The 18,906-nt window shown below is 62.4% G+C and carries 15 protein-coding genes and 1 rRNA gene; 4 read left to right on the top strand and 12 right to left on the bottom strand.

Translation table 11 applies throughout. From position 1 onward, the window contains the following. Positions 1-32: 32 nt before the first annotated feature. Positions 33-1,506, bottom strand: a 16S ribosomal RNA gene (locus tag GJR98_RS03845). A gap of 806 nt (positions 1,507-2,312) precedes the next feature. Next, entirely contained in the window at positions 2,313-2,627 is a 315-nt protein-coding gene (locus GJR98_RS03840; protein ID WP_151135639.1) for a non-histone chromosomal MC1 family protein, read from the bottom strand. A gap of 237 nt (positions 2,628-2,864) precedes the next feature. Between GJR98_RS03840 and GJR98_RS03835 the strand changes: the two genes are divergently transcribed. Together GJR98_RS03835 and GJR98_RS03830 are read left to right on the top strand one after the other, a co-directional pair. Further along, positions 2,865-3,062, top strand: a complete 198-nt coding sequence (locus GJR98_RS03835; RefSeq protein ID WP_004044784.1) for a hypothetical protein — start codon at positions 2,865-2,867, stop codon at positions 3,060-3,062. A gap of 63 nt (positions 3,063-3,125) precedes the next feature. Beyond that, complete coding sequence (locus tag GJR98_RS03830) at positions 3,126-4,181, top strand: quinone-dependent dihydroorotate dehydrogenase (RefSeq protein WP_151135637.1); 1,056 nt, start codon at positions 3,126-3,128, stop codon at positions 4,179-4,181. Between the two features lie 39 nt (positions 4,182-4,220). On the opposite strand, the gene GJR98_RS03825 is transcribed toward GJR98_RS03830, so the two are convergent. From GJR98_RS03825 to pheS, 6 genes are all read right to left on the bottom strand, one after another. Beyond that, a complete protein-coding gene (locus GJR98_RS03825; protein ID WP_151135635.1) occupies positions 4,221-6,827 on the bottom strand; it encodes a valine--tRNA ligase in 2,607 nt (868 codons plus the stop codon). Positions 6,828-6,923: 96 nt separating this feature from the next. Continuing rightward, a complete protein-coding gene (locus tag GJR98_RS03820) occupies positions 6,924-8,129 on the bottom strand; it encodes a trans-sulfuration enzyme family protein (protein WP_151135633.1) in 1,206 nt (401 codons plus the stop codon). A 94-nt stretch (positions 8,130-8,223) separates the two neighbouring features. After that, positions 8,224-8,553 (bottom strand): NmrA family NAD(P)-binding protein, encoded by a 330-nt coding sequence (locus tag GJR98_RS17610; protein WP_225316411.1) that lies wholly within the window; start codon positions 8,551-8,553, stop codon positions 8,224-8,226. Continuing rightward, positions 8,472-9,092 carry an NmrA/HSCARG family protein gene (locus GJR98_RS03815; RefSeq protein WP_225316358.1) on the bottom strand — a complete coding sequence of 207 codons (621 nt, stop codon included), beginning with the start codon at positions 9,090-9,092 and terminating at the stop codon, positions 8,472-8,474. Before GJR98_RS03815 ends, GJR98_RS17610 begins: the two co-directional genes overlap by 82 nt. 80 nt (positions 9,093-9,172) lie before the next feature. Then, positions 9,173-10,885 carry a phenylalanine--tRNA ligase subunit beta gene (gene pheT, locus GJR98_RS03810; RefSeq protein ID WP_151135631.1) on the bottom strand — a complete coding sequence of 571 codons (1,713 nt, stop codon included), beginning with the start codon at positions 10,883-10,885 and terminating at the stop codon, positions 9,173-9,175. Beyond that, on the bottom strand, positions 10,885-12,384 hold the full coding sequence (pheS, locus tag GJR98_RS03805; protein WP_151135629.1) for a phenylalanine--tRNA ligase subunit alpha: 1,500 nt from the start codon (positions 12,382-12,384) through the stop codon (positions 10,885-10,887). The genes pheT and pheS overlap by 1 nt, the downstream gene beginning before the upstream one ends. Positions 12,385-12,768: 384 nt before the next feature. Here pheS and GJR98_RS03800 point away from each other — a divergent pair, with 384 nt between their 5' ends. Continuing rightward, a complete protein-coding gene (locus tag GJR98_RS03800; protein ID WP_151135627.1) occupies positions 12,769-13,035 on the top strand; it encodes a hypothetical protein in 267 nt (88 codons plus the stop codon). Positions 13,036-13,136: 101 nt separating this feature from the next. Here the strand turns inward: GJR98_RS03800 and GJR98_RS03795 are convergent, their stop codons facing one another. Then, positions 13,137-14,303, bottom strand: a complete 1,167-nt coding sequence (locus GJR98_RS03795; RefSeq protein WP_151135625.1) for an NAD(P)/FAD-dependent oxidoreductase — start codon at positions 14,301-14,303, stop codon at positions 13,137-13,139. 93 nt (positions 14,304-14,396) lie between these two features. Between GJR98_RS03795 and GJR98_RS03790 the strand changes: the two genes are divergently transcribed. Next, positions 14,397-15,419, top strand: coding sequence for an ornithine cyclodeaminase family protein (locus GJR98_RS03790; protein ID WP_151135623.1), 1,023 nt, complete (start codon positions 14,397-14,399; stop codon positions 15,417-15,419). A gap of 9 nt (positions 15,420-15,428) precedes the next feature. Here GJR98_RS03790 and GJR98_RS03785 read toward each other — a convergent pair whose 3' ends face one another. The 3 genes from GJR98_RS03785 to GJR98_RS03775 form a co-directional block, all read right to left on the bottom strand. After that, on the bottom strand, positions 15,429-17,018 hold the full coding sequence (locus GJR98_RS03785) for a tryptophan--tRNA ligase (RefSeq protein ID WP_151135621.1): 1,590 nt from the start codon (positions 17,016-17,018) through the stop codon (positions 15,429-15,431). Next, positions 17,015-18,034 carry a tRNA-intron lyase gene (endA, locus tag GJR98_RS03780; RefSeq protein ID WP_151135619.1) on the bottom strand — a complete coding sequence of 340 codons (1,020 nt, stop codon included), beginning with the start codon at positions 18,032-18,034 and terminating at the stop codon, positions 17,015-17,017. Before endA ends, GJR98_RS03785 begins: the two co-directional genes overlap by 4 nt. 110 nt (positions 18,035-18,144) lie before the next feature. Continuing rightward, positions 18,145-18,876, bottom strand: coding sequence for an Sjogren's syndrome/scleroderma autoantigen 1 family protein (locus GJR98_RS03775; protein ID WP_151135617.1), 732 nt, complete (start codon positions 18,874-18,876; stop codon positions 18,145-18,147). Positions 18,877-18,906 lie beyond the last annotated feature (30 nt).

Genomic DNA, 18,906 nt, shown 5'->3' with positions numbered 1-18,906 from the left:
TGAGCCACCCCGTCGGGGTGGTCTCGTTCGTTAGGAGGTGATCCAGCCGCAGATTCCCCTACGGCTACCTTGTTACGACTTAAGCCCCCTTGCGAAGCCCAGATTCGACTGTCGTGTGACAGCCTCATCCGGACCTCACTCGGGTGCTTTGACGGGCGGTGTGTGCAAGGAGCAGGGACGTATTCACCGCACTCTTATGAAATGCGATTACTACCGAATCCAGCTTCATGAGGGCGAGTTTCAGCCCTCAATCCGAACTACGATCGAGTTTAGGAGATTAGCGTTCTCTTTCGAGATAGCAACCCATTGTCTCGACCATTGTAGCCCGCGTGTAGCCCAGCTCATTCGGGGCATACTGACCTACCGTTGCCCGTTCCTTCCTCCGCTTTAGCAGCGGCAGTCCTTCTAATGTACCCAGCCAGTCGAAACTGCTGCTGGCAATTAGAAGTGCGGGTCTCGCTCGTTGCCTGACTTAACAGGACGCCTCACGGTACGAGCTGACGGCGGCCATGCACCTCCTCTCTATAGCATCGTGGCAAGGTCATCAACCTGACCGTCATTACTATAGTCGGAGCTGGTGAGATGTCCGGCGTTGAGTCCAATTAAACCGCAGGCTCCTCCGGTTGTAGTGCTCCCCCGCCAATTCCTTTAAGTTTCATCCTTGCGGACGTACTTCCCAGGCGGCTCGCTTCTCGGCTTCCCTACGGCACAGCACAGGCTCGTAGCCTGTGCCACACCTAGCGAGCATCGTTTACAGCTAGGACTACCCGGGTATCTAATCCGGTTCGAGACCCTAGCTTTCGTCCCTCACCGTCGGATCCGTCTTCTCGAGGTGCTTTCGCCATCGGTGGTCCGTCCAGGATTACGGGATTTCACTCCTACCCCGGACGTACCCCTCGAGCCTTCCGGTCCCAAGCCACGTGGTTTCCACCGGACGCCCGCCAGTTAAGCTGGCGGATTTCCCGATGGACCTTCGTGGCCGGCTACGGACGCTTTAGGCCCAATAATATCGGTCATCACTTGGGCTGCCGGTATTACCGCGGCGGCTGGCACCGGTCTTGCCCAGCCCTTATTCCCCGACCGCCTTACAGTCGGGAAAAGCGAGGACTATATGCCCTCGCACTTGGGGTCCCCTTATCGCACTTGCGTACAGTGTAAAGGTTTCGCGCCTGCTGCGCCCCGTAGGGCCCGGAATCTTGTCTCAGATTCCGTCTCCGGGCTCTTGCTCTCACAACCCGTACCGATTATCGGCACGGTGGGCCGTTACCCCACCGTCTACCTAATCGGCCGCAGACACATCCTACGGCGCCGGAGCGTTTGGGAGAGTCGGCATTTCCAGCGCGACTCCCCTATGAACTATTAGCCTCAGTTTCCCGAGGTTATCGTTCTCCGTAGGGTAGTTTGTCCACGTGTTACTGAGCTTTTCGCAACGAGTATAAGCTCGTACAACTAGCATGGCTAAATCGGACCCCAATAGCAATGACCTCCGGCAGGATCAACCGGAATGGGTCGCGACCATTTAAACCTGGTCGCGGGGTGTTGGCGGGTGAATGGCAGCGTAATGCTGTCAAATCACCGTTCAAAGGTCCGAGTTCGCTGATATCCGTTCGGATATCACCGAACTACTAGGGCTAACATCAGATACCGTCTTGCGGCGTACCGCAGGGGCGGAATCCTCATTTCCTTCGGATTTGAATCGAGGTGGTTCGAGGGTATAAACCCGTCGAACCTCGCTCGACCCAACCCGTGAATCGGGACGCGTTGAAACGCCCCGAAATCGCGTTGTGTCGTTCGCATTCTTCCGAAATGCCTTGGACCACTTAAGGCCGTCGTATCGTCGGCACCCCGGGAAGGTGTGTCATCCCGTGGAGCGCCAAACGACCTTGGGTCGGTGGGCGTTCGGACGAAGCCTTCGGGGGGAGTGCCCCCGTGCGCTTCTTCACATTACTTCGAATGGCACGGTTACATAAAAGGCCGTCGAACCAAAGGCGCTTCGTCATGCGGTTTCATGTCGAGAAGCCTCATAAAATCGTGATGAATTCAGAGAAACATGAATGTCTCTCGTGAGTGTTGATGTCGCGCGACTGGAGGCCGGCCGTTCATCCCCCGCGTTGTACGTACGGTCTGACCGGGTGTTGGTCGCGCAAGCGAAACTGACGGTGCCGTAGTCAAAGGCGTATCGACTCGCTGGGGGTCTGTGTGGTTCCGAGCATCAGAAACCGGCTCGACGTTCGCCTACTCGCTACTCGAACTACAGACGCATCGCTCGTGCGTGCGTACCCGCGTGCGATAAGAAAGTGACCGTTGTCGGACTACTCTTCGAGGTGCTCGATGCCCTTCTTAGAGACGTTTCCTTTGGTGATGCTCCCTTCCATCCAGCCGGGCTTGTCCTCAGGAGCGCTACTCTCCCACGCCCACGCGTCGAAGATGTGAACCTTGTCGGTTCCCTTCTCACGGAGTCGAATCTCGACTGCGCCGTCTTGTGCTTCCTCTTCGGACCCTGCTGGGTCGAGTCGTCGTGCTGCCTTGAGCGCTGCCTGCCGTGGCATGCTCCCGGAGAAAACACTCGTCTCTGTACCGTCCTCCTCTCGGAGCACGAAATTCCGTTTACCGTCCTCGCGTACCATGATTTTCCACCTCTATGCCAATGAACCACATGGCACATCATAAATATATCGCCCATTTTCGACCGACGACGGGCATCTACTTATATACTCTCGGCGGATGGTGACGCTGGAGAGTCGTCAACACGCAGACGAATTTGTCGCAAAAACACTCGAAATGGGAGGAAAATCGGCGTGGCGAGGAATGACGGAGACAACACTTATGTATTCCCTGCGGCGAACCAACGGATAGACCCCCAGATGGTCCGGAAAAAGAAGCTCAGCCCGAGTGGCGCCAAAGACGAGAATGGCGAGTATCACAACGTCCACGTCAACCTCCACGAAGACGAACTCGCAGTTGCCGGCATGGAGATCGGCGACGAGGTATTCGTCCGCGTTCGAGACGGGAAAATCATCATCCAGAAAGCAGACCCAGACCAGGTCGAACACGACTTCTGAACACGGGTGTGCCGTGACGTCTCGAAACAGAACCGCCTCCAGCGGACCGCACACAATTCAGCAATGAACCCCTATCAACTCGCCAAACCAGTCCTCTTTTCGCTCCCACCAGAGACTGCACATCGGACGATTCACGGACTGCTCCAGTCGGTCCGCGATACGCCAGTCGAATCGTTCCTCGAACACCAGTACCGCGTGGACGACCCACGGCTTTCGACGACTGCCTTCGGACTCGACTTCCCCAATCCCGTCGGCGTCGCCGCCGGATTCGACAAGAACGCCGAGATTCCGACCGTCCTCGCAGCGCTCGGATTCGGGCACATCGAAGTCGGCGGCGTCACTGCGAAACCACAGTCTGGGAACTCCCGGCCACGCATGTTCCGCCTCCCCGAAGACGAGGCGCTCATCAACCGGATGGGCCTCAACAACGAGGGTGCGGACGCAGTCGGCGAACGACTCTCGACTGGTCCACGTCCGGACGTTCCGCTCGGCGTCAATCTCGCCCTCTCCGAGGTGACAGACACCGAGGACGCCCCCGAAGACTACCTGTACACCTACGAACGCGTCGCCGACGGTGCGGACTACTTCGTCGTCAACGTCTCGTGTCCCAACAGCGAGGGCTTCCGCGACCTCCAGAACCGCGACTCCCTCGAAGCGATTCTCGGAACGCTCGTGGACGCAGGTGCCGACCCGCTCCTCGTGAAACTCTCCCCCGACCTTCCGGACCCCGCCGTCGAAGACGCACTCGAAGTCGTCGACGACCTCTCCCTCGACGGCATCATCGCGAGCAACACGACCACCTCCCGACCCGACTCGCTCCAGAACGCCAATCAGGCCGAACGCGGCGGCCTCTCCGGAAAGCCCATCGAGAACTCGGCCACCGAGATGATTCGTTTCATCGCCGACCGAAGCGACGTGCCCATCATCGGCGTGGGTGGCGTCTCCGACGCCGAAGGAGCCTACCAGAAGATTCGCGCGGGCGCGTCGATGGTCCAACTCTACACGGGCATGATATACGAAGGCCCGTCCATCGCTCGCGACATCAACCGCGGCCTCCTCGACCGCCTCGAACGCGACGGCTTCGACAGTATCGAAGACGCCGTCGGTGTAGACCGGTAAAAGAGAGTTTTCTGCGACCGAGCGGTCGCCGTCTCTCGCTCAGTTCTTGATGATGATGAGCGCGCCCTCGGTCTCGACGAATTCGCCCTCGCCGGAGTAGGTGCGCTCTTCGTTGACCTCGAACGCGTCGGGGCCGAGTTCGACGCCCGCGACGTGGAGTTCGTCGCCGACGAGTTCGTAGTCGTCCTGTGCGAGTGCCGCCTCGATGTCAGGAACCTTGCTGCCGAACTCGGGGCCGACGATGGAGTAGTCGAGGTCGATACCCGAGATGACCGACTCGATTGGCGGTTCGTCGTCGGTCGACGAGAGCGACTCGACGTGCATCACGCCGCTGATGTCCTCCTCGAAGCCGTCGATGTTGCCGTAGACTTCGACATCCTCGACAGACGCGTTCATCGAGAGTTGGGCGTCGCTCTTGTACTTCCGGAGGGCACCGACGACGGCCATGGCAGTCTCGCCTGCCTCGAAGTCGGCGTCGAGGCCGAGCGGTTCGGGCCACGACTGTTCGTGGACGCTCTCTTCGGAGTACATGTCGCGCCAGAGCTCCTCGGTGACGTGAGCGAGGATGGGCGCGAACATGATGAGGAACTGCTGGTGGGCAGTCTGAAGCGTGTACGCCGCCGACGGGTCGTCGCCCTCGCGGAGTCGCTGTTTGGCGATTTCGAGGTAGTCGTCACAGAACGTGTGCCAGAAGAAACTCCGGAGGCTATCGCGGGCCTTCGAGAACTCGCGGTTCTCGAACTTCTCCGTGACGTACTCGATTTCGCGGTCGAGCGAGGCCAGCAGCCAGCGGTCGAGCGTCTTGAGGTCGTCGTGGTCGAACTCCTCGGGGGCGTCTTCGGTGAGGCTCTCGACGAGTTTCGACGCGTTCCAGAGTTTGCGCATCAGTTTCTCGCCCGCGACGAGGCCCTTCTCCTGATATGGGAGGTCGTCGCCGACGGCGCTTCCGGCGGCCCAGTAGCGGGCGGCGTCGACGGGGAACTTCTCCAGAACCTGGTCGGGGGAGACGACGTTGCCGACGGACTTCGACATCTTCTCGCGGTTCTCGTCGAGGACCATCCCGTTGATCATCACGCTGTCGAACGGAACCTCGCCGGTGTGCTCGTAGCACTTGACGACCGTGTGGAACAGCCAGAACGAGATGATGTCGTGGCCCTGCGGGCGCATGTCGAACGGGTAGAGTTCGGGCTTGTCCATCTCGAACGACTCGGTCTCGGGGTCCCAGTCCCATCCAGCGTTGATGAGTGGCGTGAGCGACGACGTCGCCCAGGTGTCGAAGACGTCGTCTTCGGCGACGAACTCGTCGTGACCACACTCGGGACACGAATCGACCGGCGGGTCGTCCGAAAGCGGGTCGACCGGCAGGTCTTCGCGCTCGGCGACGACGACGTGTTCACAGTCGCCGCAGTACCAGACCGGGAACGGAATTCCGGACGAGCGCTGGCGCGAGATGGCCCAGTCCCACTGGAGTCCTTCGATCCAGTTCTTGTACCGCGTAAACATCTTGTCCGGGAACCAGTCCATCTGTTCACCTGCTTCGAGGTACTCCTCGCGCTTGTCGAGCAGTTTGATGTACCACTGGTCTTTGACGAGGAACTCGACGCTCGTGCCACAGCGTTCGTGGACGTTGACCGTGTGCGTGATGGCGCGCTTGTCGAGGAGTGCATCGACGTCGTCGAGGTCCGAGACGATTGCCTCGCGGGCCTCGTCAGAGGACAGACCGGCGTACTCGTCGGCAACCTCGGTCATCGTGCCGGACTCGTCGATGGCGACGCGGAGGGGCAGGTCGTGTGCCTGGTACCACTCGATGTCCGTCTGGTCACCGAAGGTACAGCACATGACGAGGCCCGTTCCGGTCTCTAAGTCGACACGCTCGTCTTCGAGGATGGGCACGCGCTGACCGAACAGCGGAACCTCCGCCTCTTGACCGACGAGGTGCTGGTTGTCGTCGTCGTCGGGGTGGACGAAGACGGCGACACACGCAGGGAGGAGTTCGGGACGCGTCGTCGAGATGACGAACGAATCGTCCGAATCGGCGACGCCGAACTCGATGTCGTGGAAGTGCGAATGCTGTTCGTCGTCTTCAGTTTCGACTTGCGAAATCGCGGTCTCACACTCGGGACACCAGATGGCTGGCGCGCGCTGGCGGTACTGGCGGTCCTTCTCGTAGAGGTCGACGAACGAGAGCTGCGAGATGCGCTGGACCTCGGGCGAAATCGTCTGGTACGTCTGGTCCCAGTCGATAGAGATACCGAGGTTCTGCATCTTCTCGGTGAACTCCGCTTCGTACTTCGAGGTGACCTCGCGGCAGAGTTTCTGGAACTCGCGTCGCTCGTAGTCCTGGTGCTTGATGCCGAGTTCCTCTTCGGTCAGCAGTTCGGACGCGATTCCGTTGTCGTCGTATCCGAACGGGAAGTAAACCTCCTCGCCACGCATCCGGTTGAACCGGGCGACGAAGTCTTGGAGAGTAAAGCCGTAGACGTGGCCCCAGTGAAGACTCCCGGAGACAGTCGGCGGCGGCGAGTCGATGGAGAAGACGGTGTCGGGGTCTACAGCACCCGCTGGGTACGCGTACAGGTCTTCGTCGACCCACCTCTCTTGCCAGTTCGCCTCGACGGTTTCCGGGTCGTATTCTCCGCTCGGCATTGGTTTGGCGTATCTACCACTGGGTAGACTGTTAAACAACTCGGTTAGCGGCCCAGACAAACGGGTTGGGGCCGTGGAAGGAATACCGACGCGACTTCAGACCGAGGCCAGCGCCGCGTCGAGGTCTGCGAGGAGGTCGTCGACGTGCTCGACACCGACAGACATCCGGAGCAACGAGTCCGAGATACCGAGTGCGTCGCGTTCGGTCTGTGCGAGCGGCGAGTGCGTCATCGTCGCCGGATGCTCGATGAGACTCTCGACGCCACCGAGACTGACTGCGAGTGGGAACTCACGGAGGCGACCGAGGAACTCGGCCGTGCCGTCGAGGTCGGTGTCGAGCTCGAACGAGAGCACCCCACCGAATCCAGACTGTTGGCGTGCGGCGAGTTCGTGTTGTGGGTGAGATTCGAGGCCCGGATACAGGACGCGCGTGACGGCCTCGTGAGATTCGAGGAACCGCGCAATCTCCATCGCGTTCTCTTCGTGTTGGCGCATCCGAAGCGGGAGGGTCTTGATACCGCGAAGGGTCATGTACGAGTCGAACGGCGAGAGCATCGACCCCATGCCGACGCGCTGGAGGAACGCGAGTTCGTCCATGATATCGTCACGGTTGGTGACGACGGCGCCCCCAATCGAGTCGGAGTGGCCGTTGAGGTACTTCGTGGTGCTGTGGACGACCACGTCGGCGCCGAGTGACAGCGGGTTCTGGAAGTACGGACTGAGGAACGTGTTGTCCACGCCGAAGACGGCGTCCCACTCGTCGGCGATTGCCGCGATGGCCTCGATGTCACACAGGTGCATGAGCGGATTCGTCGGCGTCTCCATCCAGATGAGGCGCGTCTCGTCACGCATCGCGGATTCGACGTTTTCGGGGTCCGTCGCGTCCACGAACGTCACGTCGACGCCGAGTCGTTCGCCGAAGAGGCGGTTGAGCATCGTCTTGGTCCCGCCGTAGAGGTCTTCGAACGCGACGATGTGGTCGCCGGGGCGAATCACCGCCGTCATCGTCGCCGCAATCGCCGCCGTCCCGGAGACGAACGCGAGGGCGTGTTCGGCCCCTTCGAGCGCTGCTAACCGATGCTCTAACGCGTTACGCGTGGGGTTCGACAAGCGCGAATAGAGAAACTCACCCGCGTCCGGGTCCAGCAGTTCGAGGTCCGCATCGGGGTCCACGTCGGGAACCGAATACGTCGACGACAGGTGAAGCGGGATGACGACGTCTTCGATACCGGGTGCGGGGGCCTGTCCGCGCTCGCCGTGGGTGACTGCCAGCGTCTCGCGGGTTAGTTCATAATCGTTCATACAAGAACTGGCGATGAGTTACATCCTAAAGGTTTCTATCGTTCTCAAACCAAATGCACAAAAGGAATGACGAGGAATCTTAAATTACCCGTAGTTATCTAACCGGGGCAGGTGCGGGCCGCCACGTGTCGTTGTCGGCGAGGTGCTGTGCGAGCGTTCGGAGCGAGATGCCAAATCGAGAGAGGTCCGGACGGGTCGCGTCGTACGCGCCGTCGTCGAACCACGCGTACATGTCGGCGATTTCGTCGCCGCGCTGCTCGCGGTACTCGTCGAGTGGGACCGAGACGAACTCGACCGCGATATCCAGCACGTCGGCGAACGTGGCAGCGATTTCGGTGGGTGTCAGTGCGTCGCCCACGAGGTCGATGGTCTCGCCGACGAATCGGTCGGGGTCGGCGAATGCGGCCGCGACCGTCTGGCCGATATCGTCGGCGAGACCATGTGGAGGACGCTGTCTGGTGACAGCGGTAACTGGAGCGTTCCGGCCTCGATGTCACCTCGAAGCCACTCGAAGTTCTGCATGAAGTACGGCGGGCGGATAATCGTCGCTGGAAGGTCGAGCCCGCGGATGTGTTCTTCGACAGCGAACTTCGACTGGAAGTGCGCGAGTGGGGCGCGGTCCGCAGCGGAGACAGACGCGTAGACGAAGTGAGAGACGCCAACCTCGGCCGCGGCGTCAGCAACGGTCACGCCTTGTTCGGTCTCAATCTCTGGGCCGTCTTCGAAGAACGTCGTCACGCAGAAGACGCCGTCGACGCCTTCGAGGAGCGTCACCATCCGGTCTCGGTCGCGCAAATCACCTTCGACGACGTGGACGCCGCGTTCGACGAGCGACCGAGCAGCGGCACTCGACAGGTCGCGAGTGAGTCCGTACACCTCGTACTGACCCGATTCGTCAGCGAGAAGGTGGTCGATGACGGCGCCGCCCTGTTGCCCGGTTGCGCCGGTTACGAGGATTTTCATCGGGACTCCGGAGGACTCGGGAGTAGATAACCTCACGGAACCCGTCGGCACATTCGAGAAGAAAACAGAAACCTGACGCGCTACTGTAGCGCAGACAGGTCGAATTCGAACGCCGCGACCGGCAGTTCGAGGTCGTGTTCGACGATGACCTTCGGGTGGAGTTCACCGACGATACCGACTTCTTCACCGTCGATGACGACGGCGGCAGTTCGACCGGGGATGAACGACGGGTGCTCGGTCGCCGGCGTCTCCAGTTCGACGTCGAAGTCGCGGCAGAGCGTCGCGAGACGGGCCTTCGCGTCCTCGTAGCTCACGTCGTGGCGTGCGAGGACGGCAGCGACGTGTCGTGCTTCGGCGACGCGAGTGTTCTCGTCGTCGTCGCGATGGGCCACGTGGCCGATTTCGGCGAGGTCCTGCGGGTACGCGCGGTGGGTGTTGTTCTCCAGCACCATCGACAGCGACGGGAGTACCCACGTCCGGAGCATGGTGTAGTCCTCGCTGTACGGTTCGGTGATGGAGGCGGGTTCGCCGCCACCCAGAACGTCCGTTCCAGGTTCGATGCCCATCCGCTCGTAGTTCTCTTCCTCCGAAATCATGTGGAAGTTGAGCATGTCCTCGAACCCGAGGCCGACGAGACTGTTCCGGGCGGCGTCTGCGACCCGAGAGCGCTCGTGTCGCTGGCCGACCGTTCCCACGTCGGGGTAGCGCGGTTCGAGTTCGTTGAATCCGTAGGCGCGACCCACGTCGTCGACGAGGTCGAGAGGGTGCAGGACGTCCACGCGGTACGGCGGAACGGAGACTTCGTAAATCGTCTCCTCACCGAGTTCCGCTTCGACACCGAGGCCGGAGCGCTCGAAGAGGTTGATGACTTCGTCCATCTCCAGCTCGATGCCGAGAATCGACTCGATGCGGTCGTGGCTGACGTGTTTCGTGTCGACCTCGAAGTCGGGCTTGACGACGGTTCCCTCGTCGTACTGGACTTCGACCTGCTCGATAGTCGCCCCACGGGCGGCCAGCGCGTAGCAGATGATGTTGCACATCCGGTCGATGGTCCACTGGTCGGTGCCGGTGAGTTCGACGAACAGGTCACGCGAGTCGGTCGACACCTCGGTCCGGCGGCCGTTGATGACCGGCGGGAACGAGAACAGCCCGATTTCGTCGTAGATAGCCGGGTAGCGCTCGTACTCGGAGACGAGGTCGGCGTACTTTCGGCCGGTCGCGTGCTGTTCGAGCACTTCCGCGGGAGTAAGTTCCTCGTTGGAGTCGAGGGCGACGAAGGTGTCGCCGTCGGGGGCGATTCCCTTGTACGTGATGGAGTTCCCCGTCGATTGCTCCGAGAGCACGTCGCCTTTCAGCATCGTCAGGTCGTGGATGCCGATGGCTCCTTTGGCGCGCTTGCGCCCCATCGTCGCGTGGAGTTTCTCTTGCAACTGGATGAGCGAGTCCAGCGCGGCGTCGTCCAAGTCGACACCGCGGACGACTGCCCCCGTGACGTACGGGCGCTCGTCCGGAACGGACTCGTCGACGACGATGGTCCAGTCGGGGTCGTTCGTCTTCGGGACGGAGACGCCACGAGCATCGCCGTACTGGTAGCGAAGCGACCGGGCGACACCTTCGACCGAGAGACGGTCGAGACGGTCAGGGCCGAACTCCAGTTGGAACGCTCCGTCGTCGGTCACGCCCTCGAACTCGAGGCCGAGCGCGAACAGGTCTTCTTTGAACTCTTCGTCGGACTTCTCTTCGTGGCCGGTCAGGCGGCGCAGTTCGTCTGGTTGAACGTCGACTACGGGCATTATCGGAGCACCTCCGTTTCGCGGAGCAGGTCGAGGTCACACATCGTTCCGTGGACGTCGCGGATGTCGTCGAAGCCGTACATGAGCATCAACAGACGCTCCAGTGCGAGCCCCCACGCCATCACGTCGCACTCGACGCCGAGTGGCCGAAGGACCTCCTCGCGGAACATCCCGGAGTTGCCGATTTCGATGAGTTCGCCCGTCTCGGGGTGTCGGCCGAACAGTTCGAACGACGGCTCCGTGTAGGGGTTGTAGTGCGGTTTGAACTGGATGTCCGTGATGCCGAAGTGTGAGTAGAACTCCTCGAAGGTGCCCATCAGGTCGCGCACCGAGAGGTCTTCGGCCATCACCCAGCCTTCGATCTGGTAGAATTCGAGCAGGTGCGTCGGGTCCAGCGTGTCGTTCCGGTAGACCTTCTCGACGGAGAAGTACCGCTGCGGCGGCTCTAACTCCCCGACTTCGTGGCCCGAGAGGTAGCGCATCGACAGCGACGTGGTGTGCCCACGAAGCGCGATTGCGCGGGCGAAGTCCTCGCTCCACGGCGAGTGGTAGCCGTCACCGTCTTCGCCGACACCGTTGAGGTGCGCATCGCGGACGCGGTCGATGAGGTCTTCTGGGATGTCTTCCATCGGCGGCACGTCGAGGGCGAATCGGTCCCAGTGAGTGCGCGCCGGGTGGTCCTGCGGCATGAACAGGCAGTCGTTGATCCAGAAGTCCGCGTCGGCGTGGGGGCCTTCCATCTCGGAGAAGCCCATGCCGACGAGCACGTCTTTTACGCGGTCTGCGGTCTGTCGAAGGATGTGTTTCTTGCCGCCGCGGACCTCGGGTGCGTCGGCTTCGACGTTGTACTCGGTGAACTCGACGTCTTCCCACTCGCCGGAGGTGAGCATCTCGGGAGTGAGACGGTCCACCGTCTCGGCCGCCTCGACACCCTCCATCAGGGCCGTGACGCCCTCGTCGGTGAGGGTGATGGTCCGAATGGTTCGCTCGCGGCGAACCACGAGGTTGCGTGATTCGAGTTGGTCGAGGACGTCGTCGTCGACGTCGTCGCCTGCGACGAGGGCCGCGAGTGCGGCCGCTTCTTCGTCTGCGTCGGGGTCGGCGTCCGCGTCGGGCGCGAGTTCGCCCGAGTCGATGTGCCCGTAGCCCTTTCGCGCGAAGTTCGACAGCGCGATGTCGACCTGTGGGCCGCCGAGCGAGGAGGCGCCGATGACCTGTCCCATCGGGACCGAGTCGCCGTCGCCAACGTCGAGTGCGGCGCGGTAGAGTCGGACCTCGGGGAGGCCGTCTTCGGCGTACTCGACACCTTCGTCGGTTAGTTCGACGTCTTCCTCGACGGTCTCTGTGACCGACACGAGGCCGTCGTCGCGCAGGTCGAAGGCAGCACCCGTCACCGTCTCTGGTTTCAGGTCTGTCGCCTCCGCCAACTGTTCTATCGTCCGTTCGTCTGTAGCGCTCGCGGCGTTCAACACCGCGACCTGTGATTCCGGAAGTCGCATCTGGTTCGTTGTGGCGTTAGCCGTCTGGTAGTCGGTTAGCAGTTTCGAAGCCTCGCCGAACGGCGAGTCTGACCGAAGGGGTCGGTTTCGTCCACCGGGCGCGGTCGCGCCGGGGCGGAGTCCGCCGACCTCAGGCGGTCAGCGCAAAAAAGTCGAACCCGTCGGTGGTTGGTTCACGAGTGACGCTGACACCATCACAGACAGGTTCGGTTGTCATATCTTCGAGGAAGCCACGTTCCTTCAAAACGGTTCCGGAATCGTGAGAGAGCGTGACACGTTCGCCTGAATGCCGCCATCTCGCCGCGACCACCACTCGAAACGTCCCCACCAGTCGGAACAGAGATACTTTCTTATCACCGGCCGACACACGAGCGACGAAGACGAATGCGAGACTTGGCCACGATGCTGGAGGCGATTCGACTCGGTGAAGAGGCGTCACTCATCGTCAAACCACCGAACCGACCGGACGACAGAGACGACGTAGACGCCATCCTCGTCCAGTCGAAACCGCCGTACGAGTTCGACGACGGCGAGGTCACCTACCGAATCGTCGAGCAGAGCGGCAGCTATCAGGTACTCGCGTCGCGCGACGTTGCCGACCCGACTCGTGTACTCGGGGAGCTTCGGGCCGTGGTCAACATGAGCGCGTAACGGCTACCGACTCGCTTCACGAGACTGCCTCCACGTCACGGCCACCACGTCACAGCCGTCACGTCACCAATCTTCACACCACGACTGTCACACCACGACCGTCACGCCACGTTCTGTTCTGTGAGCGTCTCGCCAGACTCGAACCGGGCGGCTGAGAGGGCAGAGACGTCCACCTCGCACTCGTTCTCGCCGAGACAGCGGTCCGCAACTGCTTCACCCGTCGCCGGTGCGTGCTGGAACCCGTGTCCAGAGAAGCCGGCCGCGACGACGAACCCCGGCGCGACTTCGTCCAAAATTGCGTGGTGGTCGGGGGTCACGGCGTACAACCCGGCCCACCCGTTCCGAATCTTCGTCTCCGGGCCGAAGTACGCGGCACAGTCGTTGGCCCGTTCGGTCGCTTCGACCGCCCATTCGATGTCCATCGACTCGTCGAACCGGTCGGGGTCGACGTCCGGATCTTCCTCGGCGAAGTGGCCGCCGACGATGGCAGTGTCGTCACGTTCTGGCCGGAAGTACGACCCTGTGTCGAGGTCGATAGTCAGCGGTGCATCTTCGGGGAGGTCGCCGTCGGGTTCGACGACGGCGATTTGCCGCCGACGAGGTGCGATTGGTAGGTCGATATCCGCGAGTGCAGCGACCCGCTTCGTCCAGGCACCCGCCGCACACACCACGGCGTCTACCTCGATGGTCTCGTCAGGCGTCTCGACGCGCCACCCCTCGCCGTCGCTGTCACTATCCTCGCCCTCGCGTGAGAGGCCGGTCACTGGCGTGTTGCTCCGGATGTCACCGCCCATGCTTCGGACTGCCTCTACGTACCCCTGAACGGCAGAGTGTGGGTCCGCGATTCCGTCGGCGGGTGAGTAGGTGGCGGCGACGAACTGTTCTGTGCGAAGTTCGGGGACGTACTCGCGTGCCTCGTCTGGGTCGAGGAGCCGACTCGGCGCGCCAGCATCGGTCTGCATCTCGACGTTTTTGCGGAAGGCCGCGGCCGTCTCCTCGGTCCGGGCCAAGAAGAGATAGCCCGGTCGTCGATAGTCGATATCGACGCCGAACTCGTCGTCGAACGACTCCCAGACGGGAATACTCGAAAGCGAGAGTTCGACGTTCACGCGCGTCGAAAACTGTGTGCGGATACCGCCCGCCGCGCGGCCTGAACTTCCGCCGCCGAGTGTCCCCGCCTCACAGACGGTGACTTCGGCGCCACGGTCGGCGAGCGCGTGGGCGCAGGCGAGTCCGACGACGCCGCCGCCGACGATGAGGACGTGCATAGTCGTCTCTGATTTTTCCCAGTGTTATGAGTGTGTCTGTGACACACTAACGATACCCAATAAGTTCATCTCACCGACGTGAGTAGTCGGGGTATGGTTCGCATCCTCTCTGCTGACGCCGTCCGCGAACTTCTCTCACTCTCAGAACTCTTCCCCGTCGTCGAAGAAGCGTTCGTGAAACAGGGCCGCGGTGAAGTAGAGCGACCGCCGAGGCCACACTTTCCGGTCGGAATCGACGTCGACGTGACCAGAAACGGGATCGGGGGAACAGTGCCACAGCCAGCCGACGCCGAGCAGCAGGCCCCACTCGGGACTGCACTGACGATGCCGGCGTACATTCACGGCCGAGAAGTGTATGCGACGAAACTCGCTGCCGTCCACGAACACAACGCCGAACAGGGACTTCCGACGGTGAACGCACAGGTCGTGTTGACCGACGCGACGACGGGACTGCCGCTCGCATTCCTCGATGGGACGACCATCACGAGCGCTCGCACGGGGTGTATCGGCGGATTGGCCGTAGAGTACCTCGCGTACGACCCAATTCGGCTCGGCGTCCTCGGGGCAGGGACACAAGCACGCTGGCAGACTCGTGCCATCGCTGCCGGGTCAGACGTCGAATCGGTTCACATCTACTCGCCGAGCGACTCCCGCGAGGCGTGTGCAGCAGACCTCCGCGAAGCGGGACTCCCCGCAGAAGCAGTCGATTCACCCGAAGAGGCCGTCTCCGATGCAACCGTCGTCGTCACCACGACGACTAGCACGGAACCAGTCTTCGACGGCGAGTGGCTCGAACCGGGAACGCTCGTCGTCGCCGTCGGGGCCTACACCGCGGAGATGCAGGAACTCGACCCGACGACCTTCGACCGAGCAGCACGGGTGTTCGCCGACGTACCCGAGGAAGTCGCCGACATCGGTGACATTCGCGCAGCGGGTCTCGCGGAGTCCGACCTCGTCCCCCTCTCCGAGGTGTTCGAGGGCGTCGTCGGCCGGGAAGCGGACGACGAGATACTCGTCGTCGAGAGCGTTGGCTCGGCGGTTCTGGACGCGGCGACTGCCGAATATCTCTACGAAAAGGCGCGAGCGAGAGGTATCGGCGAAGATGTCGGGTTGTAGCGAACCGAGTTAGTGTTCGGCGGCCACTCCCCGTCGCTCAGTCTCCAAATCGATGTCGAGCGAGTCGAGGACTGCTTCGGCTTCTTCGCGCTTTTCCTGGTGGTCTTCGAGGAACTCGCGCATCATCGTCGCGGCCTGTTCTTTGCACCCTCCGCAGAGTCGCTCGCCGCCGATACACTCGTCGTACACCTCTTTGGCGAGTTCGTCGTCGTCGCCAGTGAGGAGGTACGCATAGAGTTCGTAGACGGGACACTTGTCGGCCTCGCCACCGAGACGGCGCTGTTCTTCGGCGGTGTCGCGGCCGCCAGTCGTGGCGGATTTGACCTTGTTGTAGCCGTCTTCGGGGTCGTCGAGGAGCGAGATGTGACTCGCAGGGATGGACGACGACATCTTGCCGCCCGTGAGACCGGTCATGAAGCGGTGGTAGATGGACGACGGCGGAATGAACCCGTAGCCGCCGTGGTGGGCTTCGACCTCGCGGGCGAGGTCTTCTGCTTCCTCGACGTCGATGTCGAAGGCGTCGATGTGCTGGTCGTATCGGCGTTTCTCGCCGTCGATTTCCTCGATGAGTGCCTCGAACGCCTCGTCTGTCGCCTGTCGGGCGAAGAAGCGGATTCGGGGACGGAGCGGTTCCATCCCGGCGTTTTCGAGTTTCTCGACCGCGGAGTCGCGGACGGACTCCTCGACGAGGATGCCGGCGGCGTCGAGGTTCGCGTCGGCCAACCACTCGGCTGCTTCACCACACCTCGGGATGTCGGGTTCATCGGCGTACTCCTCGCGGGCGTCGTAGGCCGCGGCCACGACCGGGCGCTCGGTGTCGTCGAGTTCGAACGACGCGAACGCTTCTGTCACCTTGAAGAAGCGCATCCGCGTGGCGAGGTCACGAGCGAAGCGGACGTGGGGGTCCTGGTCGGGACCGACGGGGATGACCGTCGGTTTCGGGTCGTCCAACTGCGGGTAGAGGATGTCGGCCATCTGCGTGACGACCGACTGCATGTGGGAGATGTTCGTCTCGCCGTCGAAGCCGTAGATGCCCTCGAACTCGGAGTAGTTGGCCTTCCCGCCAAGTTCGAACGCGAGTCGCTGGAGACGGTCGTTGTCCGACTGTCGGTAGAGTTCACCTTCCTCGGTGTCGAATCCGAGTGCGATGAGCGACAGCAGGTAGTCACGACTGTGCTCGTTGATTTCGTCCCACGAGATGCCGCGGGCAGAGTGTGCCTCCATGTCGGCGATGAGGCCGTACGCGTCGCCACCCTGCTGTTGATGCCAGATTATCTCGTCGAAGACGAGTTTGTGGCCGATGTGCGGGTCGCCCGTCGGCATGAATCCCGAGAGGACAGCGAAGTCGTCGCCGTCACGCATCGCTTCGAGGACTGGACGGTAGTCGCGGTGGCCGAAGATGACGCCGCGGCGCATCAGGTAGTGCGGGTTCGGCACCTCGTCGAGGATTTCGTCGAACTCCTCGATGCCGAACTCCTCGAACAACTTCCGGTAGTCGGCGATGGTCGACGAGCCCCACGGGTCGAGGGCGACTTCGTCTTTCCCCTCTGCTGTGCCTCCATCGGTGCGGATTCGCTCCGCGGGTTCGTCGTCTGTCATGGCGTAAGCCGACTGACCGAAAGCCAGTCTATCTGTCCGTTGGCGTCGGTCAGCGCAAAAACCATTCGCTTGCGGACACCGCCGGCGAGGCGAACGTCCAGTGAGAGGTCACGCGGGACGAACGTGTGGTCGGGTGTGACCACGCGCACGAGGAACTCGGAGTGCGAGAGGTTCGAGACCGTCTCGAAGTCGGTGTAGACCCGGAAGTCGGACCCAAACTTGAACCCGCTCTTGGGGACCGTCTTCATCTCTCGAAGTGCGGTGTAGACCGCGAGTCGGCGGTCGAATCGGTCGCCTTCGACGTCGTGGCCGCGCGAGACTACGTCGGATTCGGCGATGTCGAGGACGTCACGTCGGGCGAGATACGCCGCTTCGAGAAGCGACAGTTGGAGCGGTCCACTGTCGGCGTTGCGACCGTAGAGTCGCTGGCCGTAGAAGCCCTGCTGGTAGAGCTGGTCGACGCCGTCCCACAGGAGCGCGCGGTCCGAAAGCAGTTCAGCGTCGAGGCCGGACGGAAGGTCCTCGACGGCCGTCCCCTCGGGGTCGTACCCCTCGGTGTCGAAGTACGTCAGGTCGCCGTCTTCGTCGACGATGGCGAGAACGGTCTCACCGAGCGACGAGACAGGAATCGACTGGCGCTCACCGACGACGCGGATTCGATACTCGACCTCACCGTCCCACGGACCCTTTCCACGCGGGTAGACGAGGAAATCCGCGCCTTCTGGGTCGTCCACACCGGGCCACGCTTCGCGCGCAGGCGAGAGGTAGAATCCCCGGTCGCGCAGGTCTTTGTAGACGACGAAGTCGAGCGTCGTGCCGGTCCGCGCGAGGAGTTCGCGCAGGCCCATGCCGTCGACGCTGTCGATATCGCCGCGCGAGAGGAGATGTGCGGCCTCGACGGGCGCGACGTCGAGGTCGTTCCCACCGGTCGGCCTCCCATAGCCACGTGAGTCGTGGAACCGCTGTCGGGCGTCGCCCGGGAGATGGACGACACCGTCTTCGAGGCGTCCTTGCATACTCGCATCGGGGTGGGGCGACGACAAAGGGTCTGCGATGCCGACGGCGAACCCGGCGGGTCGACCCTGTCGCCACCGGCGAGGCCACGGCCGATGTCGGCTGTTCCGAGTCATGCGAACTCACACGTCGAGTCGAGACACCGCCGGCCACGACCCGTCTCGAATATCGGCAGGCCACAGTCGCAGTCGTCGACGACGACACCCGTGGGGACCGAAAAGGCCGTCTCACACGTGGGATAGGCGTCGCATCCGGCGAGCAAGCGACCGCCCCGACGGATGATGCGGAGCGGTGACCCGCAGTCCGGACAGGTCCACTCGCCGTCGAATCGGTCTTTCACGTGGTCGTCCAGCGGGTCGCACTGGCGGTCGATACAGACCTCGAACGTGGCCCCGCGTTCGACTCGCATCAGTGGCAGGCCACAGTCGTCACACGTCGAATCGAGGACCGTCGCACCTGCAGGCAGCGGGAACTCCACGCCCGAGTCGAGACCGACGACAGTGCCACTCGTTCGGACGAGCGGTTCGCCGGTGTCGGGGTGGCTTCCGACCGGGACGCCCGCCTCGCTCGCGGGGTACTCAGAACGACGAGCAGAGTCGTGTGAGTCGACGGTGAGGACCTGGTCGCCAGCGCGGGCGACGAGGCTGAACGATGCCGGGCCGGACTCGACGGTCAAGGAGTCGGCGCGAGTCAACCACGCCACGGGTTGGTATCCCGAGATGTCGTGGACGAGGACGGTTCGGTCAGGTTTGGCGACGACGACAACCCGACCACGTTGGACGCGGTCACGAGACCCCTCGAATCGGATAGTGCAGTCACCGGCGAAGACGCGGATTGATTCCATGCGCCGAGGTGGCCCCGGATTCGGATTTGA

This window comes from Haloferax marinisediminis (genome assembly GCF_009674585.1).
In the GTDB taxonomy this organism is placed as follows: domain Archaea; phylum Halobacteriota; class Halobacteria; order Halobacteriales; family Haloferacaceae; genus Haloferax; species Haloferax marinisediminis.
This window is presented reverse-complemented; position numbering and strand designations above follow the sequence as displayed.